The 26,498-nt window shown below is 63.6% G+C and carries 18 protein-coding genes and 1 pseudogene; 2 read left to right on the top strand and 17 right to left on the bottom strand.

The features are described 5' to 3' along the window. Positions 1 to 2: 2 nt before the first annotated feature. The 6 genes from AC1TPF_RS16660 to ftsY all read right to left on the bottom strand — a co-directional run bounded on the left by AC1TPF_RS16660 (position 3) and on the right by ftsY (position 8,715). Positions 3 to 1,079 carry an amidohydrolase family protein gene (locus tag AC1TPF_RS16660; RefSeq protein WP_482144784.1) on the bottom strand — a complete coding sequence of 359 codons (1,077 nt, stop codon included), beginning with the start codon at positions 1,077 to 1,079 and terminating at the stop codon, positions 3 to 5. Between the two features lie 14 nt (positions 1,080 to 1,093). Continuing rightward, entirely contained in the window at positions 1,094 to 2,680 is a 1,587-nt protein-coding gene (gene ffh / locus AC1TPF_RS16655; protein WP_482138991.1) for a signal recognition particle protein, read from the bottom strand. Positions 2,681 to 2,684: 4 nt separating this feature from the next. Continuing rightward, positions 2,685 to 5,204 carry a [protein-PII] uridylyltransferase gene (locus tag AC1TPF_RS16650; protein WP_482144783.1) on the bottom strand — a complete coding sequence of 840 codons (2,520 nt, stop codon included), beginning with the start codon at positions 5,202 to 5,204 and terminating at the stop codon, positions 2,685 to 2,687. A 4-nt stretch (positions 5,205 to 5,208) separates the two neighbouring features. Then, on the bottom strand, positions 5,209 to 5,547 hold the full coding sequence (locus AC1TPF_RS16645) for a P-II family nitrogen regulator (RefSeq protein WP_482138987.1): 339 nt from the start codon (positions 5,545 to 5,547) through the stop codon (positions 5,209 to 5,211). A gap of 50 nt (positions 5,548 to 5,597) precedes the next feature. Further along, positions 5,598 to 6,944 (bottom strand): ammonium transporter, encoded by a 1,347-nt coding sequence (locus tag AC1TPF_RS16640; protein WP_482138985.1) that lies wholly within the window; start codon positions 6,942 to 6,944, stop codon positions 5,598 to 5,600. Between the two features lie 232 nt (positions 6,945 to 7,176). Beyond that, on the bottom strand, positions 7,177 to 8,715 hold the full coding sequence (ftsY, locus tag AC1TPF_RS16635; protein ID WP_482144782.1) for a signal recognition particle-docking protein FtsY: 1,539 nt from the start codon (positions 8,713 to 8,715) through the stop codon (positions 7,177 to 7,179). Between the two features lie 152 nt (positions 8,716 to 8,867). On the opposite strand from ftsY, the gene egtB reads away from it, so the two are divergent. After that, positions 8,868 to 10,115, top strand: coding sequence for an ergothioneine biosynthesis protein EgtB (gene egtB / locus AC1TPF_RS16630; RefSeq protein ID WP_482144781.1), 1,248 nt, complete (start codon positions 8,868 to 8,870; stop codon positions 10,113 to 10,115). Then, positions 10,112 to 11,071 carry an L-histidine N(alpha)-methyltransferase gene (gene egtD / locus AC1TPF_RS16625; protein ID WP_482138980.1) on the top strand — a complete coding sequence of 320 codons (960 nt, stop codon included), beginning with the start codon at positions 10,112 to 10,114 and terminating at the stop codon, positions 11,069 to 11,071. Before egtB ends, egtD begins: the two co-directional genes overlap by 4 nt. Here the strand turns inward: egtD and smc are convergent. From smc to AC1TPF_RS16570, 11 genes and pseudogenes are all read right to left on the bottom strand, one after another. Next, positions 11,056 to 14,697 carry a chromosome segregation protein SMC gene (gene smc, locus AC1TPF_RS16620; RefSeq protein WP_482144780.1) on the bottom strand — a complete coding sequence of 1,214 codons (3,642 nt, stop codon included), beginning with the start codon at positions 14,695 to 14,697 and terminating at the stop codon, positions 11,056 to 11,058. The genes egtD and smc overlap by 16 nt on opposite strands. 17 nt (positions 14,698 to 14,714) lie before the next feature. Continuing rightward, positions 14,715 to 15,005 carry an acylphosphatase gene (locus AC1TPF_RS16615; RefSeq protein ID WP_482144779.1) on the bottom strand — a complete coding sequence of 97 codons (291 nt, stop codon included), beginning with the start codon at positions 15,003 to 15,005 and terminating at the stop codon, positions 14,715 to 14,717. A 31-nt stretch (positions 15,006 to 15,036) separates the two neighbouring features. Next, entirely contained in the window at positions 15,037 to 15,483 is a 447-nt protein-coding gene (locus AC1TPF_RS16610; protein ID WP_482138974.1) for an OsmC family protein, read from the bottom strand. A gap of 81 nt (positions 15,484 to 15,564) precedes the next feature. After that, positions 15,565 to 16,209 (bottom strand): nitroreductase family protein, encoded by a 645-nt coding sequence (locus AC1TPF_RS16605; RefSeq protein ID WP_482144778.1) that lies wholly within the window; start codon positions 16,207 to 16,209, stop codon positions 15,565 to 15,567. Positions 16,210 to 16,249: 40 nt separating this feature from the next. Beyond that, positions 16,250 to 16,393: pseudogene (locus AC1TPF_RS16600) on the bottom strand (zinc finger domain-containing protein); the annotation flags it as partial. Positions 16,394 to 16,513: 120 nt separating this feature from the next. After that, the gene (locus AC1TPF_RS16595; protein WP_482144777.1) at positions 16,514 to 19,456 is read right to left on the bottom strand and encodes a type I restriction endonuclease subunit R; all 2,943 of its coding nucleotides are present in this window, start codon (positions 19,454 to 19,456) and stop codon (positions 16,514 to 16,516) included. Between the two features lie 2 nt (positions 19,457 to 19,458). Continuing rightward, positions 19,459 to 20,532 carry a helix-turn-helix domain-containing protein gene (locus AC1TPF_RS16590; RefSeq protein WP_482144776.1) on the bottom strand — a complete coding sequence of 358 codons (1,074 nt, stop codon included), beginning with the start codon at positions 20,530 to 20,532 and terminating at the stop codon, positions 19,459 to 19,461. A gap of 61 nt (positions 20,533 to 20,593) precedes the next feature. Further along, positions 20,594 to 20,890 carry a type II toxin-antitoxin system RelE/ParE family toxin gene (locus AC1TPF_RS16585; protein ID WP_482144775.1) on the bottom strand — a complete coding sequence of 99 codons (297 nt, stop codon included), beginning with the start codon at positions 20,888 to 20,890 and terminating at the stop codon, positions 20,594 to 20,596. Positions 20,891 to 20,941: 51 nt separating this feature from the next. Next, complete coding sequence (locus AC1TPF_RS16580) at positions 20,942 to 22,300, bottom strand: restriction endonuclease subunit S domain-containing protein (RefSeq protein ID WP_482144774.1); 1,359 nt, start codon at positions 22,298 to 22,300, stop codon at positions 20,942 to 20,944. Then, a complete protein-coding gene (locus AC1TPF_RS16575) occupies positions 22,300 to 24,165 on the bottom strand; it encodes a DUF262 domain-containing protein (protein WP_482144773.1) in 1,866 nt (621 codons plus the stop codon). The genes AC1TPF_RS16580 and AC1TPF_RS16575 overlap by 1 nt, the downstream gene beginning before the upstream one ends. Beyond that, positions 24,162 to 26,288 (bottom strand): type I restriction-modification system subunit M, encoded by a 2,127-nt coding sequence (locus AC1TPF_RS16570; RefSeq protein WP_482144772.1) that lies wholly within the window; start codon positions 26,286 to 26,288, stop codon positions 24,162 to 24,164. Before AC1TPF_RS16570 ends, AC1TPF_RS16575 begins: the two co-directional genes overlap by 4 nt. Between the last annotated feature and the right edge of the window lie 210 nt (positions 26,289 to 26,498).

Here is a 26,498-nt window from a genome sequence, read left to right as displayed (position 1 = left end):
GCTCAGATGACGTTGCCGCCGCAGACGATGGTCTCCGGCGACCGCAGCACCGTGAGATCTGCGATCGGATCACCTGACAGCACAAGGACGTCCGCGCGGTCGCCTGCGTCGAGTGTCCCGACTCCGAGCCATCGCCGCGCCGAGCCGCAGGCGGCGTCGAGGGCGGCCCGCGCGCCGTGACCGATGTCGGCCAGTGCCACCACCTCGTCGACGATCCGACCGTGTTCCACGAATCCACCGGCGTCGGTTCCGGCGTAGATGTCGACTCCGGCGGCGACCGCCCCGGCAAATGTGGCAGGCGCATCGGCGTAGAGCTTGCGCATGTGTTTCTGGTACGCCGGGAACCGGTCCGCGCCGTCCGCGATCGACGGGAAGTTCTCCACCTGGATCATGGTGGGCACCAGCCCGATCCGCTGCTCCGCCATCACCGCGATGAGTTCGTCGTTGAGGCCGGTGCCGTGTTCGATGCAGTCGATACCGGCCGCGATCAGCCCGTACAACGCCTCGGTGCCGAAAACGTGTGCGGTCACCTTGGCACCACGATCGTGCGCAACCGAGATCGCCTCGCGAAGCACATCCTCCGGCCACAGCGGTGCCAGATCCCCGGTGTCGCGGTCGATCCAGTCCCCCACGAGCTTGACCCAGCCGTCCCCGGCATCCACCTGTCTGGCCACCTCGGCAGGCAGATCGGTGACGTCGTCGAGGTCGACGCCGTAGTCGCGCAGGTACCGCTTGGGACGGGCGATGTGCTTGCCGGCCCGGATGAACTGCGGACACTTGGAATCGGCGTCGAGCGGGTGCGTGTCCAGCGGAGAACCGACCTCACGGATGAGCGTCGCGCCCGCCCGGACATCCGCGTAGGCGAATGCGCGGGCCTGCTCGATGGTCACGCCCAGCCCCGGTGCGATACCCACATGATTGTGGGCATCCACCAGACCCGGCATGATCCAGCCACCATCGGTCACCGTAACCGCGCCCGGCACCGACTCGTACGAGATCACCCCGTCGGAAACCCAGAACTCGATCGGTTCCCCGGTCCCGACAGCACGACCACGAAAGTGCAACCGCGACTGCACCATAGGTGTGGTCCCGACTACTTCTTCTTGGGCCGCTGGAACTGGCTGACGTCGATACCCTCGAGCCCGGGCGGAAGCTGATCGAGCCCGGCGGGCATGTTCGACAGATCAGGGAAGCCGGCAGGCATTCCACCGGGCATGCCGCCAGGGAAACCGCCCCGCACCTTCGGCTGCGTCGGTCCGCGACCGCCCTTCTTGCCCTTCTTGCCGCCCTTTTTGCGATTCACCTTGCGGTTGGCGCCGGGCATACCCATGCGGCCTGCCATCTGCGACATCATCTTCCGCGCGTCGAAGAAGCGATCGACCAACTGGTTGACGTCGCTGACCGTGACACCCGAACCGTTCGCGATGCGGGCCCGGCGAGATCCGTTGATGATCTTGGGGTTGTCGCGTTCGGCAGGCGTCATGCCACGAATGATGGCCTGCACCTTGTCGAGTTGCTTGTCGTCGACCTGGGAAAGCGCATCCTTCATCTGGCCCGCACCCGGCAGCATGCCGAGCAGGTTCCCGATCGGGCCCATCTTGCGGATCATCAGCATCTGCTCGAGGAAATCCTCGAGCGTCAGCTCACCCTGACTGATCTTGTTCGCCGCGTCCTCGGCCTGCTGCACATCCCAGTGCTGCTCCGCCGACTCGATGAGGCTGAGCACGTCGCCCATACCGAGGATGCGGCTCGACATCCGGTCGGGATGGAAGACATCGAATTCGTCGAGCTTCTCGCCCGTCGACGCGAACATGATGGGACGGCCGGTCATCTCCCGGACCGACAGGGCGGCGCCACCACGGGCGTCGCCGTCGAGTTTGGTGAGCACCACACCGGTGAAGTCGACACCTTCGGCAAACGCCTCGGCGGTGGCAACGGCGTCTTGACCGATCATGGCGTCGAGGACGAACAGCACCTCATCGGGATTCACCGCATCGCGGATCCCCCTGGCCTGGCGCATCAGTTCCTCGTCGATACCGAGGCGACCCGCGGTATCGATGATCACAACATCGTGCAGCTTCGATTTGGCTTCGGCGACACCGCCTTTGGCGACCTCGATCGGCTCGGCAAGGCTCTCGGCGCCATCATGACCCGAGACACCGAGCTCCCCGGTACCACCGACGTTCTGCCCAGGATGGGGTGCGTACACCGGCACGCCTGCACGCTCACCGACGATCTGCAACTGACTGACGGCACCGGGACGCTGGAGGTCACAGGCCACGAGCATGGGCGTGTGCCCCTGCTTCTTGAGCCACGCGGCCAGCTTCCCGGCGAGCGTCGTCTTACCGGCGCCCTGCAGGCCCGCGAGCATGATCACGGTCGGCGGGGTCTTGGCGAACTGGATCCGTCGGGTCTCGCCGCCGAGGATGCCGACAAGCTCCTCATTGACGATCTTGACGACTTGCTGCGCCGGATTCAGCGCCCCGGACACCTCGGCGCCCTTGGCCCGTTCCTTGATCCGGCTGATGAAGCCGCGGACGACGGGCAGCGCCACGTCTGCCTCGAGAAGCGCGAGACGGATCTCGCGACAGGTGCGATCTATATCGGCATCGGACAGCTTGCCCTTGCCGCGCAGATCGGTAAGGACACCGGCCAACCGGCCTGAGAGGGAGTCGAACATGCCCCTAGCCTATCGGGACACCGGATTTACCGGGTTTGTCGTCGTGCTCTCGGGGTGGCGCCGGTGGTGGCACCACTGCAAGGATCGCCTGTTCGAGCTGGTCACGGGTCTGCGAGCCGTCTCCGGGCAACCGGATACAGAACGAGTCGACCACCGATCCGCCCATCGTGGCGACCTTGGCCCACGTGATGTTGACGCCATGACGTTCGAGAACATCACTGACCCGGGCCAGCAGTCCGACCCGATCGCCGGCACGGAGTTCGAGGATGACACTGCTGTCGTCGTAGCCGTCGAACCAGATCACCCTCGGGGGTGCCTGTGCGAACAACGCGGGCACCGCAGGCGACACGCTTCCGTCCGGCGGCGCCAGGGGCGCGCTGTCGCGTTCCTTGGCGTCCAGTCGTGCGATCACATCGATCCCACCTTCGACCGCCTGGATCAGTTGCTGGCGCAGCAATCCCACCTCGCCGGGATCTCCGAAGATCGGCGACACGAGAAACGTGTTGACCGCACTCCCCGCGTGCGTCTGCACCACCGCACTGAGCAACCGCAGACCCCGCAACGACAGGACGCCTGCCATCCGGGACAACAAGCCCGGCTGCTCCGGCGCGATCATGGTCACGGAGAAGGTGTGCTGATTGTCGGTGGACACCATGTCCACGCTGATGCCACCGGCTTCGGCGAGGGCGATCAGCTCAGGTGTCAGCGGATCGGGGGTGGATAGGTCGCCACCCTCCATCAGCCGCAGGCACCGCCTGACCAGTTCACCGATCAGCGACGCCTTCCAGTCACCCCAGACGCCCGGTCCGGTGGCCAGCGAGTCGGCCTCGGCCAGCGCCGCGAGCAGCTCCAGCAGGACCCGCGAGCCACCCAGCGTGTCGACAACGCTCTGCACCGTCGCCGGGTCGTCGAGGTCGCGGCGGGTGGCCATCTCCGGCAACAGCAGGTGATAGCGCACCATCTTCGACAAGATCACCACGTCCTCGGGCCACAACCCGAAGCGATTGCCCACCTGGTTGGCGAGTTCGGCACCGACAACGCTGTGATCGGCACCGCGGCCTTTGCCCAGATCGTGTATCAGGGCACCGAGCACCAGGAGGTCCGGCCGTGACACCCGCGTGGTCAAAGCGCTTGCGTTGGCCGCGGTCTCGACGAGATGCCGGTCGACGGTCCAGGTGTGGATGGGATCTCGGGGCGGAAGGTCGCGCACCGCACCCCATTCCGGGATGAGCCGGCCCCACAGACCGGTTCGGTCCAATGCCTCGATCGGCGCGATCATGTGTTCGCCGGATCCGAGCAGGACCAACAGATCGCTGAGAGCGTCCGCAGGCCAGGGTTCGCGCAGTTCCGGTGCAAAATCCGCCAGCCGGGCAAGTGTCGCTGCGGCCATCGGCAGTCCGGTCCGCGACGACGCCGCCGCGACCCGGAGGATGAGTCCGGGGTCCTTGCTGGGGAACGCGTTTCGCGCCAGCGCCACTTCGCCCTGGTGCTCGACGACACCCTCGTCGAGCGGTCGCCGGATCGGGGATCTCCGCAACTTCGACAATCCCTTGCGGGGCAAGGAGTTCGATGAGGTCCGCAAACCCACGTCGACGGCGTAGCTGATGGTGCGCGCACTGTCGCTGATGGTGCGCGCCAACTCGAACCGATCGCCGATCCGGAGTGCGGAACCGATCTCGTCGGCGTCCTGCGCCCGTAGCTGTTCCCGTGGTCGACCGGTGATCCGGTGCAGTTCGGTACGAACGTCCAGCAAGCGCGTGTATGCCTGGCGCAGACCACCACCCGGCGAATCCGGCCGCAGCGCGGCCATGCCGTCGGTCAGCTGCGCGATGGCCAAGGCATCGAGCATGTGCACATCACGCAGACCGCCACGACCGTATTTCAGGTCGGGTTCGGCGCGGTGCGCGATGTCGCCGCTGCGACGCCAGCGATCACGGGCCTGGTCGACCAGTCCGCCGAAGCGTGACCGGATGTCGGTACGCCACTGCTGGCGAACACCACCGATCAACAGCCGCGACAGGTCCTCGTCGCCTGCGATGTGCCGCGCCTCGAGAAGCCCCAGCGCCGCAGTCATGTCAGAGGCGGCAACCTGCAAGGCCTGCGACACCGTCCGCACGCTGTGGTCGAGCTTGATGTGTGCGTCCCACAGCGGATACCAGATCTGATCGGCGACCTCGGCGACGATGGCAGGATCCATCTCGTCGTGGAGCAGGATCAGGTCGAGATCGGAGTGGGGCAACAACTCTTGCCGCCCGAGTCCGCCGACCGCGACGATCGCAAACCCACTACCCGGTTTGATTCCGATCTCGGCAGCCTTGGTGGTGAGCCAGAAGTCGTGCAGGTCGACGAGCACCCGCCGAAGGGCGGGCGCATCGATGCGCTTGTTGCCGTCGGCGCGTGTGAGTAATTGTTTGCGTGCCGTGACAAGGTCTGTTGCCGCGGCAGGGGTCGCGTGAGACGGCTGCGGTCCCGCCTCCGAGGGTTCCTCGGAAGCAGGACCGCGACCGCCATTGAGAAATGGCACTGTCTTACAGGGCTTCGCTGCCGCGTTCTCCGGTACGCACCCTGACGACGGCTTCCACCGGGGACACCCAGACCTTGCCATCACCGATCTTGCCGGTGCGTGCAGCTTCGACGATCACATCGACAACCTTGTCGACTGCGGCGTCGTCGACAACGACCTCGACCCGAACCTTGGGAACGAAGTCGACTGAGTACTCCGCACCGCGGTAGACCTCGGTGTGGCCCTTCTGGCGACCGTAACCCTGGACCTCGCTGACGGTCATACCGACAACGCCTGCTTGTTCCAGACCAGCCTTGACATCTTCGAGCGTGAACGGCTTCACGATCGCGGTAACTAGCTTCATTTGTTGTATCCCTCCATGAGGATCACCTAGCGAAATTGAGTTTGCAGGACTTAAGCGAAGTCATACGCGCTTTCGCGGTGATCCGTCTCATCGATACCAGTGTCCTCATCTTCGGTGGTGATCCGCCAGCCGAGTGGCTTGAGTGCGAACGCGATGATGGTGGTCATGACAGCGGTGAATCCGACAGCGACCAGTGCGATGACGATCTGGATGACCAGTTGCTTTCCGCCGCCACCGTAGAAGAGGCCGGTCTCGGAGGCCAGCAGGCCGATCCCGATGGTGCCCCACAGGCCGGCAACGAGGTGCACGCCGACGACGTCGAGTGAATCGTCGAAGCCGAGCTTGGTCTTGAGACCGACGGCAACAGCTGCGAGTGCACCGGCGATCACACCGAGGATCAGCGAACCGATCGGGGTCAGCGCGCCACAAGCCGGGGTGATGGCGACCAGACCGGCAACGATGCCCGATGCTGCGCCGACGCCGGTCGCGGACTTGTCGCGGATCTTCTCAACCACGAGCCAGCCGATCAGACCTGCTGCGGTCGCGGCGGTGGTATTGATCCAGACCAGGCCTGCCAGAGCGTCTGCGGTGCCTTCGGATCCGACGTTGAAGCCGAACCAACCGAACCACAGGATTGCCGCACCGAGCATGACGAACGGCACGTTGTGCGGGCGGTAGGCGGTGCGACCGAAGCCGACGCGCTTGCCGATGATCAGAGCAAGGACCAGACCCGCCATACCGGCATTGATATGGACAACCGTGCCGCCTGCGAAGTCGATCGGGGCAACCTTGGCAACGATGTCACCGTCGACGTCCTCGGTTCCGAAGATCCACGACGCGAAGCTGTCCTCGGCGTTCGAGAGCAGACCGCCGCCCCAGACCATGTGCGAGAGCGGGAAATACACGAGGGTGGCCCAGACGCCCGTGAACACCAGCCATGTCGAGTACTTCACGCGCTCGGCAAGCGAACCCGAGATCAGCGCGACGGTGATCACCGCGAAGGTCAGCTGGAAGCCGGCCCACACGATGGCCGGAACGTCTCCGAAGCCGCCGATGACATTCAACGTCTCGCCGTCGATGTCCTTGGTCTCCATCAGTTGATTGAGGCCGAAGAGTGAGAACGGGTTGTCGAAGATGCCCAGGATGTCGTTGTCGCCGGTTGTCGACGACGAGAACGACATCGAGTAACCCCAGAGCACGTAGATCACGCTCACGACACCGAGGGAGCCGAAGGACATCATCATCATGTTGATGATGGATTTCTGACGCGACAGGCCGCCGTAGAAGAAGGCCAGTCCCGGTGTCATGAAGAGCACGAGTGCGGCGCTCGTCAGGACCCAGGCGGTCGCCCCGACGTCGTAGGGCGCAAACGCATCGTCTGGCAGTGCCAAAACCACTGTAAGAAACCTCCTAGAGTGCGCCGACGGCTCGGCGCCTTCAAAGAGATTGGCGGGCGAGGATTGCGTTTAGGGTGCTCTGGTGTTTCATGCGTGTGAACCGCGACCCGATTCATGTTTCATCTATGTATACCGGCAGGAATGACGTTGATCAGACCGCCGAACCTACGTTGATTTGTTGTGTGAGGCCGTCTCGAGTCGCAGCAATTCGCAGGATCTGAGCAACGTTTGATCAGCCCAACAGAGCGTCGACAAACGCCTCTGGTTCGAACGGTGCAAGATCATCGGCGCCCTCTCCCAGACCCACCAGCTTGACCGGCACTCCGAGCTCGCGCTGCACATGGAAGACGATCCCGCCCTTGGCCGTGCCGTCCAGTTTTGTCAGCACCACCCCGGTGATCGAGACGACTTCGGAGAACACCTTCGCCTGGGTGAGGCCGTTCTGTCCGGTGGTCGCATCCAGGACCAACAGCACCTCGTCGACGGCGGCCCGCTTTTCGACAACACGTTTGACCTTGCCCAGCTCGTCCATGAGTCCGGTTTTGGTGTGCAGCCGACCCGCGGTGTCGATCATCACCACGTCGACGCCTTCCTCGATGCCACGCGAGACGGCATCGAACGCGACCGCAGCGGGGTCGGCGCCTTCTTTACCGCGGACCACCTCGGCACCGACCCGCTCTGCCCATGTCTGCAGCTGGTCCGCAGCGGCGGCGCGGAAGGTGTCGGCCGCACCGAGCAACACCCGGCGACCGTCGGCAACCAGAACGCGGGCCAGTTTGCCGGTGGTGGTTGTCTTGCCGGTGCCGTTGACACCGACCACCAACAGGACAGAGGGCTTGCCTGCATGCGGAAGCGCGCGGATCGAGCGGTCCAGGCTCGGCTCGATCTGTGCGATCAACACCTTGCGGAGCAGGGCCCGGACCTCCGCCGCCGAACGGACCGGCGCCTGGGCGAGTTCGGTACGCAACTGGTCGACGACTGCCATCGTCACCGATGTACCGAGGTCGGCCATCAGAAGCGTGTCCTCGATCTCTTCCCAGCTGTCCTCATCCAGGTCACCGGCACCGAGCAGTCCGAGCATGCTCTTGCCCAGTGCGTTCTGCGACCGCGACAGACGACCGCGGAGCAGGCCGAGGCGGCCCGCGGTCGGCGCGATCTCATCGAGCGCCGGCTCCACGGCCTCTCGCTCGAGCTCAGGTTCCGGCGCCACGATCTCCGGTTCGATGATCTTCGGCTCGAAGACCTCCGGCTCGACGATCTCCGGCTCGACGACCTTCGGCTCGACAACCTCAGGTGCGGGCTCGGGTGCCGGGGCGGCAGTCTCTGGCTCGGCCACCTCGGGCGCTGCAGTTTCAGGCGCTGCAGTTTCAGGCGCTGCAGTCTCAAGCGCTGGGGTTTCAGGCTCGGCGACCTCGGGTTCCGCTAGCTCGGGTTCGACCACTTCCGGCTCGACGACCGGCGTCTGGGCAGCGGGCGGTTCGACAACCTCGGGCTCGGGCGCAACCTCTTTCGCAGGTGCACTCGGGACGTCCGGGGTCGGCGGTTCGGCAACTGTCGTCCCGGACCCGCCCTGGGTGAAGGAGAAGCCCGAACCCGCCTGATAGCCACCCGATTTGTCGACCTGCCTGGTGCCATCGGATCCGGTGACCTGATCTTCGCTGTCGCGCAGGGAGATTCGACGGCGACGGGAGACCACCAGGCCTCCGACCACCAGCGCCAACAGCAGCACGGCAACTACAACAACGATCGCGATTACGGCACCTGAGTTCACCGGCCCAGTCTGCCAGAGGGCATCTGAGCCGCACGTCCGGACACAGTCGAGGAACGTTCGCAACCGCACCGATGACCAGGATCTGGGCGTACGGTGATTGTCAGACCCTGCACCCATACTCGTTACGCCCTGACCACGACCAGGAGACGAACATGAGCATTTCGGTTGACCAGTCCGCTCTGACCACCAAATTCCTCGACGTGCGCGGGCTCACCGACCGTCTCACCGCAGCACTCTCCCCCGAAGACCAGACACCTCAGTCGATGCCGGACGCCAGCCCGACCAAATGGCACCGCGCGCACGTCAGTTGGTTTTTCGAGGAGTTCATTCTCCGCGACCTCCCCGGATACACCGTCTACGACGAATCGTTCCGCTACCTGTTCAACAGCTACTACGAGGCTGTCGGTGCCCGTCATCCCCGACCGGAGCGTGGTCTGATCACCCGGCCCGGCACCCTGGAGATCACCCGCTACCGCGAGTACATCGACCGGGCCCTGGCCGCCGCCCTCACCGAAGACCGACTCGATGACGTGGCGATCGAACTGGTGGAACTGGGCTGCAACCACGAGCAACAGCACCAAGAACTAGTGCTGATGGATATCAAGCATCTGCTCTCCACCCATCCTTTCGGCCCGGTGTACGTCGATCGGGCGTCAGAGTCGAACGCGCGAAGTTCGACCGCGTCGGCCCCTCCCCTGCGCTGGCAATCGATGGCCGGTGGGCTGGTCGAGATCGGTGCCGACGATCGCGGGTTCAGCTACGACAACGAGGGTCCGCGCCACACCGTTTACCTACACGATTACGAGATCGCCAACCGGCAGGTCACCAACGGTGAATGGCTCGAGTTCATGGCCGACGACGGCTACCGGCGCAGCGAGTTCTGGTTGTCCGACGGCTGGGCCCGTATCCAGGAGACCGGATGGACCGCGCCGGGTTACTGGAGCAACGACGACGGGACCTGGACCACGTTCACGCTGTCCGGCCGTCGACCGGTGGTCTTCGACGAACCGGTTGCGCACGTCTCCTTTTACGAGGCCGACGCGTACGCCCGATGGGCGGGTGCCCGCCTACCGACGGAGTTCGAGTGGGAGAACGCCGCCGCCCTCACCGGCGGGCGCCGCGGCGGACTGCTCGATCCGAGGCGATGTCACCCTTCGATCGCCACGGAGGCGATGGTCGGCGACGTGTGGGAATGGACGTCGAGTGCCTATCTCCCGTATCCGGGGTTTGTCCCGGCCAACGGCGCCGTCGGTGAATACAACGGCAAGTTCATGAGTGATCAGCACGTCCTGCGCGGCGCAAGCGCTCTGACACCGCGCGGCCACGAGCGGATCACGTACCGCAATTTTTTCCCGGCGCCCTCTCGATGGGTGCTCAGCGGGCTGCGGCTGGCCCGATGACGGGGTCGAACACGTCTGTGAACCCGGATCTGGTCGCCGACGCGATGGTCGGCCTGTGGCAGGACCCGCCGGTCCTGCCTGCGAAGTGGTTGTACGACAAGCGCGGCAGCGAGCTGTTCGATGAGATCACCCGTCTGCCGGAGTACTACCCCACCCGCCGGGAGACCGAGATCCTGCGGACCCACAGCGTCGACATCACCCGGCAGTCGGGTGCCCGCACCATGATCGAACTCGGATCGGGGACGTCGGAGAAGACCCGTTTGTTGCTGCAGGCATTCACCGATCGCGGCGGCGCGTTCACCTATGTGCCCCTCGACGTGAGCATCGAGATGCTCACCTCGGCGTCCGAGCAGTTGGCCGCGGAGTTCCCGGCAATCGCGGTCGAACCTCTCCACGCCGATTTCGGGGATCCGGCACTGTCTCTGGCGCACCATGCCGGCCCGCGGATGGCGATCTTCTTGGGCGGCACCATCGGCAACCTCGACACCCGTGAACGCGCCGACTTCTTTCGGCGGATCTCCGGGGCGCTGCGCCCCGGGGACTTTTTCCTGCTCGGCGCCGACCTGATCAAGGATCCAGGCCGACTCATCGCCGCATACGACGATCGCGCAGGCGTGACAGCCGATTTCAATCGCAATGTGATCGAGGTGTTGCGGACCGGGTTGGCGGCACGAGGCCTGTACGCGGACGACTTCGATCACATCGCGAGGTGGAACCCCGCCGAACATCGGATCGAGATGTGGCTCCGCGCCCGTCGCGACATATCAGCCGAGTTCGGGACCATCGAGCGCAGCTGGGAATTACCCAAAGGTGCCGAGATCCTCACTGAGATCAGCACCAAGTTCGACCTCGACACCCTGCACGGCGAGCTCGCGGCCGCCGGCCTCGACCGCCACCACACCTGGACCGATCAGGCCGGAGACTTCGCAGTGCTGCTCAGTCAGGTCGCTGCCTGACCTGCTTCGACGGTCGGCGGCGCGCCCAGGTCTTGGCCCCGCATCCGCTGCGAGATCACCGTGGTGATGCCGTCGCCCTGCATGCTGACGCCGTAGAGGGCGTCGGCGACCTCCATGGTCGGCTTCTGGTGGGTGATGACGATCAATTGCGATTTTTCGCGCAGCTGCTCGAACAGAGTTATGAGCCGGCGCAGGTTGGTGTCGTCGAGCGCAGCTTCGACCTCGTCCATCACGTAGAAGGGTGACGGGCGAGCCCGGAAGATCGCCACCAGCATGGCAACCGCGGTCAGCGACTTCTCACCACCGGACAACAGCGACAGGCGTTTGACCTTCTTGCCGGGTGGACGGGCTTCCACCTCGATGCCGGTGGTGAGCATGTCCGACGGATTGGTCAGGACCAGACGTCCCTCACCTCCGGGGAACAAGGTCTTGAAAACCTCGACGAACTCGCGTTCGACGTCCGCGTAGGCCTCGGTGAACACCTGCAGGATCCGGTTGTCGACATCCTGCACCACGTCGAGCAGGTCTTGGCGCGCTTTTTTCACATCTTCGAGTTGCGTGGACAGGAAGTTGTAGCGCTCTTCCAGCGCGGCAAACTCTTCCAGCGCAAGCGGATTCACCTTGCCCAGAGTGTTCAGATCCTTTTGGGCCTTCTTGGCCCTGGCGGACTGGGTGGCACGGTCGAACGGGATCGGCGTCGGTGCGACCACCGTCTCGCCGCGCTCCTTGGCCTGGTTGTACTCGGCGATCTCCAGCTCCGTCGGCGGCAACGCGACCTCGGGCCCGTACTCGGCGATGAGATCGTCGGGACTGATCGCGAAGTCGTTCATGATCTGCTCTTCGAGCTGCTCGATCCGCAGCGACACCTGCGCCTTGGCCACCTCGTCGCGGTGCACCGCATCCTTCAACGAGGCGAGCTGCGCACCGACCTCCGCTGCGGTCTTTTTGACCACGTCGAGATGTTCGGTCCGGGTCGCGCGCTCACGCTCGAGTTCGTCGCGATACGACTGTGCCTGTGCCACAGCAATTTCCAGACGCGCGGCGATCAGTTTTCCCAACTCCAGCGCAACCTCTGCCACCTCCGCGGCGTGGGCGCGGGCCTTGTTCTGTCGTTCGGCACGTTCCCGCGCCTCCCGCTCGGCGCGCGCGGCCCGGCGCAGCGAATCGGCCTTGCCGCGAACCGAGGCCAAGCGCTCCTCGGCACTGCGCAAGACCAGTCGGGACTCCATCTCAACTGCTCGGGCCTCGGCGACCGCGGCAGCTGCCGCATCCCGCTCGGTGTCCGGCAGCTCACCGCCACCGCCGCGATCGGTGCTCTCGTCCCGGGCCATGTGCAACCGCTCCTCGGCGGCCGCGAGTGTGGCCATCGCCTCGGTGCGGCTGTCCTCGACACGGGCGCGTTGCGATGCCAGACGTGCCGATTCCTCTTGCGCCGCACGGGCCGCCTGACCGAGCCGGGCGAGTTGTTCGTAGATCGCACCGAGCTGCGCGTCCGATTCATGCAGCGCGGCGAGTGCCTGTTCGGCGGTATCACGGCAATCCGACTGCTGGGCCAGCGCGCCGGACAGTGCGGCCATCAGTTCTTCGCTGCGTCGACCGGCCTGCACCAGATCGTTGCGGGCGGCGTCGATCGCGGACTGCACCTCGATGGTGGACGGCCGCGCGCCGGTGCCGCCGCTACGCCATCCGGCACCGATCAAATCGCCGTCGAGCGTGACGATCCGCAGCGAACCAATATGCGGTACAACTTGTTTCGCATCCGCGACAACCAGTTCGGCCACCTCGACCGTGTCGGCGACGACGGTATACCCCAGCAAGAGTTCGACAGCACCGTGCAGCGCTTCGGGGACCGAGACCACCTCGAGCGCCCACCGCGCGCCTGCAGGCAGGGTCGCACTTCCGCGACCGGTCGCTTCGACACCTCCGATGAGCACCGAGGCGCGGCCGCCCTCGTTCTCCCGCAGCGCCGACAACGATGCGCGGGCCTTGGGAAGATCGGCGGTGGCCACCGCGTCGGCGGCCGGGCCGAGTGCCGCGGCGATGGCGGGTTCGAAGCCCTCCTCGACGCGCAACAGCGAGGACATCGGGCCGAGCAATTCGGACGAGCGGTGCTCCATCAGCCAGGCACCACCGTCTTTGCGCTCCAGACCGACTGCCAATGCATCGATCCGGGCCCTGAGCGAGGTGACCCGTTGTTCGGCCGCACGTTCGGCGGCCTGTAGTTCGGCGACCCGCTCGTTGGCCTGGTTCAGCGCGGCGACGCTGCGCTCGTGGTGTTCGTCGAGGCCCAGTTCCGAGGCATCGAGGTCGGCCACCGTCGCCGACGCGGCATCGAACTCCTCGCCGGCCGATTCGGCGCGGGCCGCCGCGTTCTCGATGGCGGCACCGAGTCGGGCCGTTTCCGCGTCGATCGTCTCGACCTTGGTGCGCAGATTGTCGACCTGGCCTTCGAGTCGCGCCAATCCCTCACGCCGGTCGGCAACGGCCCGGACGGCCGCCATATGTGCACGCTGGGCCGCGGCAGCCTCTTCCTCCAGTTCGGCGAGGGCTTCCTTGGCCCCGTCGAGCTGCATTCCGGCCTCTTCGACGGATTCGGTGAGCGTGGTCTCCTCGGCGGCGGCGGCCTCTGCCTGACGGTCGAGTTGTTCGGGATCACGACCCGAATCCGTCCGAACCGGTTCTGCCAGATAGCGGCTGCGCTCTGCAGCGATCCGGCAGGTCGCGCCGACCCGCTCGGTCAGCGCGGACAGGGCGAACCAGGCCTGGCCGGCCTCGTTGGCCGCCGGAACGATCTGTGCCAGCGACTTCTCGTTGTCGTCGACCTGGATCTGGAGTTCATCGAGCTGGGCGGCCAGCTCGTCCTGCTGCCTGCGGAGTTCGCTTTCGCTGGTCTGCTGCTCGGCGAGTTCGCTGCGGCGGATCACCAGGTCGTCTGCAGCAAGCCGGAGCCGGGCATCGCGGAGGTCTGCCTGGACCGTCTGCGCGCGGCGGGCGATCTCGGCCTGGCGACCGAGTGGTTTGAGCTGACGGCGCAGCTCCGAGGTCAGGTCGCCCAGCCGCGACAGGTTTGCCTGCATCGCGTCGAGCTTGCGGACCGCCTTTTCCCGGCGTTTGCGGTGTTTGAGCACACCGGCGGCCTCTTCGATGAAGGCTCGGCGTTCTTCTGGCCGGGATTCGAGGATCGAGGCGAGTCGTCCCTGTCCGACGATGACGTGCATCTCACGGCCGATGCCGGAGTCGCTGAGCAGTTCCTGGACGTCCATCAACCGGCAGGAACTGCCGTTGATCTCGTATTCGCCGGCGCCGTCACGGAACATCCGGCGTGTCACCGACACCTCGGAGTAGTCGATGGGCAGCGCACCATCGGAGTTGTCGATGGTCAGCGTCACCTCGGCCCGGCCCAGCGCGGCACGCCCCGAGGTGCCGGCGAAGATGACGTCTTCCATCTTGCCGCCGCGCAATGCCTTGGCGCCCTGTTCGCCCATCACCCAGGTCAGGGCGTCGACCACGTTCGACTTGCCGGACCCATTGGGGCCGACGACACAGGTGATCCCCGGTTCGAAACGCAGGGTGGTTGCCGACGCGAAGGACTTGAATCCCTTGAGCGTCAAGCTTTTGAGGTGCACAGCGCCTCAGCCTACCGTCAGCGCTCGACAAATCCGGTCAGGTCTCCGCGTGGGGGTTCCCAATCGGTGACCACCGCGTCGACCTTTCCGGGGCTCTTCCCGGCGTCGATCAGGTCCAGGAGGGCCTGGCATGCTGTGCGCTCACCCTCGGCGGTGATCAGGACCCGGCCATCGCTTTGATTCGACGCCGACCCCACCAGTCCCAGTTCGAGCGCACGCGAGCGGGTCCACCATCGGAATCCGACACCTTGCACGTATCCGTGCACCCAGGCCCGCATGCGCACCACCTCGGATCCCGACTCCGTCATGACCTACTCCGTCCCGCCTATTCGGTTTCGCCTATTCGGTTTCGACAGTCAGACCGACCTTGGTGCCGGCCTTCAGGGTGCGGCCGACGGTGCAGACCGCGTCAACGGCCCGTTCGACCACCACGAGCAGCCGCTGAGCTGCCTCGGGATCGAGTTCGGACAGGTCGACCTCGAGCACCTCGTCGAGCTGCGGATAGACCTCGTTCTCGCGGTCGGCGGCACCACTGACCCGGATCGTGGCGTCGTAGTCGTCACCGAGGCGGCGTGAGAGCGGCTTGTCCGAACTCATTCCGGTACACGCCGCCAGGGCGATCTTGAGCAGCTCACCCGGCGTGAACACGCCCTCGACACCGTCCGAGCCGATCAGGACTTCAGCGCCGCGACTGCTCTGGCCGGTGTACCGACGGGTTCCGGTGCGCTGCACCCACAACTCGGTGGTCGAGGGCGCGGCGGAGTTGATGGGTTCGGTTGCGGTCATGTCGATATTTAACACCTGCGGCGAGGCCGCAATTCCACGGGCGGGTCGCCCACAATGGCACCGCGGCCACACCCCGCGGCTTCACCAACGATTGATGTGCAGAACGTTCTCGAGTGGTACCCGCGGCGCCGGTTTGAAGGTCTCACCGGTGAAGTAGGCAGTCGGGATCAGCGCGGCCTGGTGATATCCGGCCGGGATCCCCAACAACTCGGCGATCTCGGCTTCGCGCTGCAAATGCAGTGTGGTCCATGCGGTCCCGAGACCGCGGGCCCGTGCCGCGAGGGCGAAACTCCACACGCCCGGCAACAATGAACCCCACAGTCCGGCCTGGTTGCCCGCCGGTAGGTTCTTTCCGGCTTTGATGCAGGGGACGACGAGTACCGGAACCTCACCCATGTGTTCTCCGAGCCAGGCGACACTTCCGCCGATCCGGTGCTGCACGGTGGCCCGCTCGGGGTCGTCGGCAAAGAGTTTGGCCGCCGACTGATCCGAAGCCAGGTACTCGTCCACGAGTTCGCCGTAGATGCGACCTACTGTGGCCCGGATCTCGGGATCGGTAATGACCAGCCACTGCCACCCCTGCCGGTTCGACCCCGACGGTGCCTGCAGTGCGATCTCGAGACATTCTTTGATCAGTTCCAGCGGTACCGGCCGGGTCAGGTCGAGCCGCTTGCGCACGGTCCTGGTGGTGGTGAGCAATTCATCCGGTGTCAGTTCGAGGGTCATGACACGATCATGCCTGCCCGCTCATCGGATTGAGAACAGGCTAGCCCCGGGGTCTGATCTGGCAGCGAGGACAGCTGAACGAACTGCGGTTCATGAATTGCTCGCGACGCATGATCGCGCCGCACCGACGGCACGGTTCACCCTCGCAGCCATAGGCATTCAGAGAACGCTCGAAATAGCCTGACTAGCCCGGCTTGTGACATTGATCGGGGTCCCGCACCACACCGTCGCGACCATCTTCAAAGGAATCCGCGCTATCGACCTGGCCCTGTATCCCCTCTCTCAGACTAGAAAACCTCCGCGTTCACGCGGACTCCTTCCGGTACGTCGCCTTGAAGACAGCCTCTTCGAGCCAGCGTTTGAAGCTGTCATTGTCCTGAAATGCTTTGAACAACTGCGTCTCGTCGGCGATCAGGCTGAGCATGGCCTTGCCGAGTGCGCGGTTCATCTCGACTCGAGCATTCACTGGGTCATCGTTGGCCTGCGCGTTGCGGTAGGCCTCGTCTTCGGCGACGATCCGGGGGATCTCCTCCGTGATACGACGCTGGATGCGGTCGGCATCCTCCCAGTCGATGTTGCCGAAGTGGTCATTAAAGCTCTTTACGATCGCCGATAGCTTCTCCAACTCAGGTTCTGGCGAGTGGCCTCCACCGGAGGCGGGAACCGGGTCGAGCGAACCGTCTTCGTCGTCCAACATGATCCGTATCGCGACGGCCTTCTCTGCACGATACGACTCCAGGTCAATGTTCTCGAGGATGCCAGCCGTGAGGTCTTCTTCCCTGGGCGCTGGCAGTTTCGGCACAAGGTTGTCGAGGAAGATCGCACGCTTCTCCCATTCGACGCTTCCATAGGGCAGGACCGTCGACAGAAAGTTGTATGTGCGCAGGAATGCCTTGGCATCGCCCTTGAATCTCACCTGGTCGTCTTCGTCGGGCAGTTCGATGTACTCGGCGACGCATGCGTCGAGGACGGGATGGAGTTGATCAGGTCCCGCCCCAGCGAGGTATAGCCTGACGAACTCGTCGACATGCTCGGGTGTGTAAACGGCGAAACCGTCGAGGTCGTTGACGAGATCGTGTAGCTTATTTGGGTCTGTTTCCTCCACCAACACCGTGGTGCGGTAGTAGGGATCGAAGGACTTCTTGATGACGTCCGCGTCGTTGGCGAAATCGAGCACGAAAGTGTCGTGTTTGGCCGGGTGAGCACGGTTGAGTCGCGAGAGCGTCTGCACGGCAAGTACTCCCGACAACGGCTTGTCGACGTACATCGTGTGCATGAGAGGCTCGTCGTAGCCGGTCTGGAACTTGTTGGCCACGACGAGGATTCGGTAAGGATCATCCTTGATCTTTTCGGCGATCGCACCCGAGGGGAATCCGTTGAGACTGACCTCGGTCACACTGTAGCCCTGGTAGTCGTGTTCGCCCGAGAACGCCACAATCGCTTGGTACGGGCTCTTTCGCGTAGCCAAAGCCTCACGTACGGCGTGGAAATACTCGATGCAGCGCGGGATCGACGAAGTGACGATCATGGAGCGCGCCTGGCCGCGGATCTTCTGCTTCGCGATCACCTGATCGAGGAAGTGTTCGACCATGATTGCGGATTTCTGCGCGATCGCATGCTGGTTGCCTTCGACGTACGCTCGGAGCTTCTTCGAGGCGCGTTTGGCGTCGAACTCGGGGTCGTCGGCGACGGTCTTCATCAGCTGGTAGTAGCTACCAACCGGGGTGTAATTGGCGAGGACGTCCTTGATGAAGCCCTCCTGGATGGCCTGCTTCATCGTGTAGGAGTGGAACGGCTTGTGACCCTCCGTCCCGTCGGGATTCGCGACAGGGTTACCGAACATCTGGAGTGTCTTGTTCTTCGGGGTCGCAGTGAACGCGAAGTAGCTCGCGTTGGTGAGCATCTTCTTGCTCTCGATGATCGCGTTGATCTGGTCTTCGAAGGTGATGTCCTCGCCATCCCCCACCTCGACTGCGGCGAGTGCCCGTGAGACGGCGGCGGAGGTTTTCGACCCCTGTGAGGAGTGCGCCTCGTCGATGACGATCGCGAAGGTCCGGTCACGATGCCCGGCCCCGATGTCTTCGAGGATGTACGGGAACTTCTGCACAGTGGTGACGATGATCTTCTTGCCGCTTGTGATCGCTCGCCTCAGATCACCGGACTTGTCGGCGTGCATCATGGTGGACCCGACTTGCAGGAACGACTTGATCGTTTGGGTGAGTTGGCTGTCGAGGATGATTCGGTCGGTCACCACGATGATCGAGTCGAAGGCGACCTCGCCGTTGTGGGTCGCCTCGGCGAGCTGGTGCGTGAGCCACGCGATCGAATTCGATTTGCCACTGCCCGCCGAATGCTGAATCAGGTATTTCTGTCCGGCGCCGTTCGATGCCACGTGGGTAAGGAGTTTGCGGACGACGTCGAGCTGGTGAAATCGCGGGAAGATCGCCTTGCGCGACTTCTTGCCCGTCTTGGGGTTCTTTTCCTCGACGATCTGCGCGTAGTTCTCGATGATCCCGGCGAGGCTGCCGGGGGCAAGGATCTGTGTCCACAGATAGTCGGTCTTGACGCCATCAGGATTCGGCGGGTTACCCGCCCCGTCGTTGAACCCTTGGTCGAACGGTAGAAACCACGACGACGCACCCTTGAGATCTGTGCAAAACTTCACCCGCTGGTCGTCAAGGGCGAAGTGCGCGATGGTGCGTCCGAAGCCGAACAGCGAATCACGGGGGTCGCGGTCGCGCTGATACTGCTCGACGGCGTCGTCGACCGTCTGCTTGGTAATGTTGTTCTTCAGCTCGAAGGTGAGCACAGGAAGCCCATTGACAAACGCAACAAGATCGATCGCGGAACCGGTGTTGCTGACGCTGTGGTGGACCTGCCGGGTGATGACAAAGCTATCGGCAGCGAAGAGGTCTCCAGCTTTGGCGTTGCCGTCGGTGGGCGTCGGATAGTAGAGGTCGAGGTGGTGACCGAGGTGGTCGACGCCGTTGCGCAACAGGTGCACGACTCCGCGCTTGGTGATCTCACCCTGGACTCGCGCGAGGAACTTGTGCCGAGCCGGCGTATCGGCAGTGAGCCCGAGCGGCTCGACGAGGCTGGGCTGGGTTGCCGCGACAAACGCGGCCAGCTCGCCGATGTCGAGAGCGTACGAGGCGTTGAACTCACTGGGCTTGCCCTCGGTCCAGCCGGCCTCAGCCATCTGGCCGACGATGAGCGCTTCCAAGCCCTCCTCGTTAAGTCGCTGCATTGTCACTCCCCCTGCTTGTTGTCCGGCTCCCATTCCAGGGTGATCTTGAGTTCGTGACCCCACGCGAAGTCGCCGGTGATCTGCTGCGCCTGACCGAGCACGATGCTCGGCGCAATCCCCAGCTCGTCGGCGAGATCGCGAATCGCGGCGATATTGCGTCCCGAGGGCAGTCGCTTTCGGTATTCGACAGGCACGAGGGTGCTCGCCGCGAAGTCGTCGGCCTCTTTTTCTGCTTCGTCGCCGGAGCCTTGCATGAACACGGTGTTGTGTCCGTGTAGGAGCACGTGTCCGAGCTCGTGGAAGAGGGTGAACCAGAGCTGATCGTCCTTCTTGCCGCGCACGGAGAGCTGCACCACTGGATGCCCCGCGATCCAGCGGGTGGCGCCGTGAACGCCGAAACCCGGGATCGGCGGGATCAGGCACAACGCGACACCTCCACCCCGCAGCAACTCTTGCGCCTCGGCGATTGCCTCGACAGGGTTCGGCCTCCCTGTGAGCGCCCGGAGCTGAGGTATCGCTGCGTCTAGCGCGGCCTTGTCGAACTCGGGCAACTCCTCGACTCGGGCCAGCCGCTCCCCGAGTGCGAGCCAGATCGCACGCTCATGGGTCTTGTCTCCGTTCAACGCCGCCTTGCGGTAGGCGACTTTGGCGTGCACCCAGGTCGCATCAAAGGCGTCGAGATGACCGATCCCGAGGATCGGGAGCAGCTCGCGCACCGTCCCTGCCTTGTCACGCGCCGCAGCGGCGATGAAGTTCCACTTGCGCAGATAGGCCAACGGGAAGCACTTCGCGTGCTCGTGCTGAGCGGCGAGCTCAGCCTCTTCGGCCAGGCGCGCAAGGTCTTCACGGTATCCCGCCTCGAAGTTGTTCCAGATTCGTGCGGGTATACCGGTGACCCGCTCTAGGCCGAGGGCGACGGTCGCAGAGAGCGGCGCCTTGCCGGAGAGCAGTTCCGAGACGTGCTTCGGGGTCACGCCGAGACGACGGGCCAGTTCGGAGGCGTTGATCCCGTGGTCGTCCAGCCACTCCTGAATGTGCTCTCCAGGAGCGACTGCATAGTTCGGTAGGGCGGTCATGATTGCGCTCCCTTCACAGCTCATATCGGTCGTTTGTATTGGCGCTGCTTGCCTTGTGCGGTCAGCGTTTGTGGTAGTCGACGATCTCGACTACCAGAACGGTGACGGTTCCGTTCTCCGGCTTCACGATGAGCCGCCAGTTCGCGGTCAGCCGGCCCGACCATTGTCCGGCACGGTCACCCTTCAACTCTTCCCATTTGCCTGAGAAGAACAGCAGGTCACTTAATTCTTCAGCCCTGCGCAACTCATCGAGCCGCAGTCGCAGCGCCTTGGCCATCGGCACGCCGAGCCTGCGCTGCATGTGGCGCTCATCGGTGCATCGGCGTTCCAGTTCGTTGTCCACATATCGCAGCTCCATGATGTTACCTGAATCGTAACACTTCTTGTGAACGGCAGAGGGAGTGCTCGCTCACTCGCCCCTACCCTCCGCGACCTCGTCAAGCTCGACCTCGGAGTCGGCGACAAGGTCGAGCACCGACTCGGGAGCATCCGGCAGGGCCGCGGCGATCGTCCGGACGTCGATCTGGCCGGTGACGACGTCAGCAACCAATCGGGTGCGGAATTCCTGGAGAAGCATGATCTCGCGCGAAACTGTCGCCCGCTGCGCAGCATGATCGGCTTGTGCACCGCGCACTTCGCGAACGGCAGACTCCTGACGGGCCAGTGTTGGTCGGCGCATTCGCATACGCCCGACCTGAGAAGCGTTCAGGTTTGCCATCGTCGATCCAACGCTCGCGAGCTGGAGTCGTTCCCTATTTCCTTGCGACGAGAAGACGATCTGGAAGTACTCGGGGAGCCAGCGATCGGGACGTAGCCGCACAATCAAGCTCCCGGTTCCGCACAGCCATCCAGACTGCTCCGCACGCACAACTGCGCAGCGCCCCAAGTCGCCTCGTCGCGCAAGAATAATGTCGCCTTCCTCAAGACGATGACGACCTAACGCCTTAGCCTTCGCGGTCGATACAGCCACCCTTGAATCTGCAACGATTCCTGACGCGCCGAGATGAGCAGGATTGATGACAGGGGTGCCGCCTTCGACATACTCATGCGCGTGCAACTGACTACCAAATGGTCCTGTCTGCACCAAGGACGACGACTGCCCTATCGAGACGATCTCATCATCCTCAAAGGCTGTCGTTACGATCGAGTTCTGGGCATACACCGCAAGCTCGTCTAGCAGAGCGAGAAGGCGGCGCTTGGCGGCGACCGCCTTGTCGATGCGGGCGTTCGCGTGGGCGAGGTACTTCACGATTGCCACCTGCTCGTCTGCCGGAGGCACGATCATTGGCGCATCGAGCCAGCGCGCGTCGGTCATCTGCAGGCGGGACTTCCAGACGCCTTGTGAACGAACCTGTAGTTCCCACTGAAAAGGCGCAGAACGCACGAGCTCATTTAGATAGGCCGAATCCAGTACAGCGTAACGCTGACGATATACGCCGTAGGCCGTACTGACGATGCCGTGATTCCGTGAAACGCCAAGTCCACGACCCCACGCCCAAAGGCTATTTATCACTAAATCATCCGGCCAGCAAAGTTTATGCCCGACATAGCTTTCAGCCTTGAACATGCTGACGGTTGCAGAAGCACGCGGAACTACGCCACGCCGAGACGACACCGTAAGCAATTCCTCGTCCCCGGAAACCGAGCGCACATCTACTGCCTGCATGATGGACTTCGCTCGCACCACTCTCCAGTGAACTGGGATCGATGCAGCCCACATGAGTCCGACGGCACGATTCTCTGGATAGCTCAGCAGATCACGGAACATCACTTCGCCTCCGCAATTCCCGCGACCCTCAAGAGATCTGCCGGGTTCCAGACCTGATTAGCGATAGCACGATACAGTTCGCCCCGCCCGGTGATCGAAGCGGCGGTGAAGGTGTCGTACGGGCGGAAATCGAGCCCGGAGGCAGCGACGTACCGATTGAAACCCGGATTCTTCTCGTAGGCCTGCGGGTCTAGCGATGCGGCGAGCAGGTTCTGCGAGAAGTATCGCGGACGCTTAGAGGGGTAGTCCTCGTCACCGTAACTGGCGTTGTGCTGCTTGGGCAGCAGGAGCAGATCACCGATGCGATTGCGGTGGCGAGCAAAGTCGGTCTCGTGTGCGAATTCGTCCGTGTGCAGTTCGGGATGGTTCGACCAGATGTGCTCGACCTCGTACTTCACCTTTGCGCCGCCAGTCAGCTCGACATAGTTCGATATCCGCCCCGATTCCACAGTGATGTGATCAGTAAGTCGGGCGAGAATCCGGTGCAGCTGACTGCGATTCTGCTGGTGCACGTAGAGATCGTCATTCGAGTCGAAGGTTTCGGACTCTCTGTCCAGGTAGCCGTGCAGCTCACGCGCCAGGTCCTGCACGGTCAACCCGCGCAGGCGGAACATCAACGTCGCCATGGCGTACTGCATCGTGGAATAGTCGGTGGCCCGGAAATTCCAGATCCGCCAGGCCAGCAGGATGTCGATGAAGCGCCCGACAATCTCCAGTTTCCGGTCGATCGTCTCGACGTTGTCACCCACCACCAGCGGCGCGAGCAGCATCTGGTCCTGCAGGGTGAAGCGGTGGTCTGCGTTGAACCGGATGAACCGCAGCCGGCTCACGGGATCAAACGCCGATTCCGCCTGCGCGATGCGCTCGTACTGGCGAGCATAGAAGTCGAGGTCTCGGGTCACGAAGACGCTGAACGCATCGGAGGACACGAGCCCGATCCGCTTGGCGTCGCCTCGCAGCCAGCGGTGGAACTCGGTGCCGATACGGTCCCAGTCCTGCGGCTTCGCGTCCTTTTTGCGTTCACGTATCTTCGTGGAGTATTGGCTCCGCAGCCAGGTCTTGAGGAAGTCGGCGCTGAGCCCCTCGCCGAGATCGTCCAGGCGGCGCATCCGAGAGCGCCATAGGTCATTGGCCTTCGCGCGAGGGGCGCCGTCGTCGATGTTCGCCAACAGGTAGCCCTTGAGCATGTCGGCTGGCGTGAGCTTCAGTCCGCGATCGTTCATCGTCTCGAAGATCGCGTATGCGTCGTCGTCGTTGTAGGCGGTGATCTGAACGATCTGCACCCGGTCCTTGAGCCAGTCGATAAAGTACGGCAGGACGTCGCCCTTGAGTTCATCGGGGAAGAGCCCGTCGATCTCGCCATACCGGGCGACCAGGGTGTGCACCGATTCGACGGCCTCGGCCGGGGCGTCGTACTCACCGTGCTCGAACAGTCCCTGCATGCACTCGTTGCGGTCGGCGACATCGAGATTGAACGACTTCTCACCGTACGACTCGGAGTAGATCAGCTCGTCGATCTTCACCTCGGGGGTACCGATCTCCGCCTGCAGCCGTCGCAGGTAGGTGAGAAACAGCGTGAGCGTGGTCAACCGCTGCTGCCCGTCGACGACGAACGGCTGGGTACCCTTCTGCGAGACGATGATCGAGCCGAGATAATAGCCGGGGTAGCCACCGACCGCTGTGCGCTTGTGATCAGCACTGTAGAGCTGGAGAAACTTCGACGACAGATCAGTGACTAGTTCGGCGAGCTGCTTGATTTCCCATTTGTATTCGCGCTGGTAGTAGTCGATCGAATACTTCTTGTCCTTGAGGACCTCGGCGACTGTCTTGGCGACGCCGTCGACGCTGTTCGCGCGCTCGCTCACGCTTCACCTCCCGCGATCTCGGCGATCAGGTCCTCGGTCTCGGCTTCCAGCGCGCGAATATCGGCCTGGATCTCGGCCAGGGTGCGCATCGGGGCCGGCTTGTAGAAGTGCCGGGTGAACGAGATCTCGTAGCCGATCTTGGTCTTCGACTCGTCGATCCACGCGTCGGGTGCGTACGGCGCCACCTCACGACGGAAGAATGCCTCGATGCCGTCGGCGTCGTCACCGGCGGGCTCGGTGAGCGGCACCTGCTCGGTGTCCCTCAGCTCCGTGTCGGGCTCGTACTCGACGACTCGGGCGCGGCCATCGACCACGGCCTCGCAGCGGCCGTGCAGCGGATCCGGTGTGGCTGCAAAGGGTAAGGCCTTCTTGATGATCGGCGGAGCGGACTCGTCCCGTACCCCGTTCTCTTTGAGTTGCTTAATCTCCTTAGCCGCATAGACCCTGTTCGGGTCGACGCCGGCGATGCGCAAAGGACGCTCGACGGTGATCTTGCTGTAGCCGAAGTCGCCCCCGTCGAAGACCTTGGAGTGATCGGGGTCGTGGTACTCCTCGAACGCGGTGAAGGCTCCGAGCACCTTGTCGGCGTCGCCGACGCCGACCTCGACCCCCTTCTCACCGAGGTTCTTGCGAAGCGGCGTGAACCATCCGGTGGCGTCGATCAGCTGGATCTTGCCTTTTCGGCGATCCTCCTTACGGTTCGAGAGCACCCACACGTAAGTAGCGATTCCGGTGTTGTAGAACATCTTCAGCGGCAGTGCGACGATCGCCTCGAGCCAGTCGTTTTCGATGATCCAGCGTCGAATGTTGCTCTCGCCCTGACCCGCGTCGCCGGTGAACAGTGATGAACCGTTGTGAACGGAAGCAATGCGCGAACCGCGCTCGGTGTCCTGTTTCATCTTCGAGATAAGGTTCACGAGGAACATCAGCTGGCCGTCGCTGCTTCGGGTGACAAGCGAATACTCGCTGTCACCATCGTGAGTGACCACGAAACGTGGATCGATGATCTTCTTCGCTCCGCCGAGCCGATCCTGGTCGGTCTTCCAGCTCTTGCCGTACGGCGGGTTGGAGAGCATGAAGTCGAATTCCTGACCGGCGAAGGCGTCGTTTGACAACGTCGAGAACTCCGGACCGCCGACGATATTGTCAGCTTCAGCACCTTCGCCCTTCAGGATCAGGTCAGCCTTCGCGATCGCGTAGGTTTCGGCGTTGATCTCCTGACCGTAGAGGTGTGTCGAGATCTTCTTCCCCGCTGACGCCGTGAGCTGTTTGAGCGTCTCTTCAGCAACCGTGAGCATGCCACCGGTACCCATCGCGCCATCGTAGAGACGGTATGTGCCCGATGGGATTGCGTCGGCGATCGGTTCGAACATCAGCCGTGTCATGAGACGTACCGCATCGCGGGGCGTCCAGTGCTCACCTGCTTCTTCGTTGTTCTCGTCATTGAAGCGCCGCACCAATTCTTCGAAAACGGTGCCCATGCCGTGGTTGTCGATCCCTGCCGGCGAGAGGTCAAGGTCGGGTTGTAAAAATTTCTCGATGAGCGCGCCGAGAGCATCGGCCTTGGTCAGGCGCGGGAGTTGGTTGCGAAACTCAAAGTTGTCGATAATCTCCTGCACGTTCGGCGAGTAGCCGTCCAGGTACGCCTCGAAGTTCTGCCGCAGCCGTGTTGAATTCGCTGTGTTGCGGAGGTCCTTTAACGTGAAGCCTGAGTGGTTGTAGAAGTCCTGACCGGCCGCCTGCCGCAGCGGCCCGTCCTGGTTGGCGATCCCCGCGGCATCGAGAGTCTCCTTCATCTGCTGGACCTCGTCGCGAGTGCGCTCCAGCACGCTGTCGAGGCGCCGCAGCACAGTGAACGGCAAGATCACGTCCCTGTATTTCCCACGCACGTACAGATCTCGAAGGACATCGTCAGCGATGCCCCAAATCATAGAAACGATCCGAGCGTGGTTGATGGAATTGTTCGGCAACGCGGGAATCCTTCGGATCATGCTTCGGGAAATCTGACGCCGGGCTGCGGTCGACTGCCTGCGCACGAAGCCACGCTGGCGGACAGACTCCACTTCCCAGCGGACAACGTTATCTGCCACCGCCGGCACCATGCCCTCAGCCCCCTGATCCAACGTGGCTAAACCTCAAAGACCGGTATCGCCTGAAGCCGAGTCCCTTCCCGCCCCGCAATCAGGTGGCAGACCTTCTCCAGCTCCGGCACTCTATATAAGCGCAGAAATCGACGATGCCTACCAAAGGCTGGCTACCGCGATCGCGTCTCCGCCACGTTCAGCCCCATTCAATAGCGCAGCACCTTAGGTCGCTAACCGATGTGGGATGGT

The sequence above is a fragment of the Williamsia sp. Y853 genome, assembly GCF_056786495.1.
Note: the sequence above shows the minus strand (reverse complement) of the source record. Positions and strands in the feature narration are given on the sequence as shown.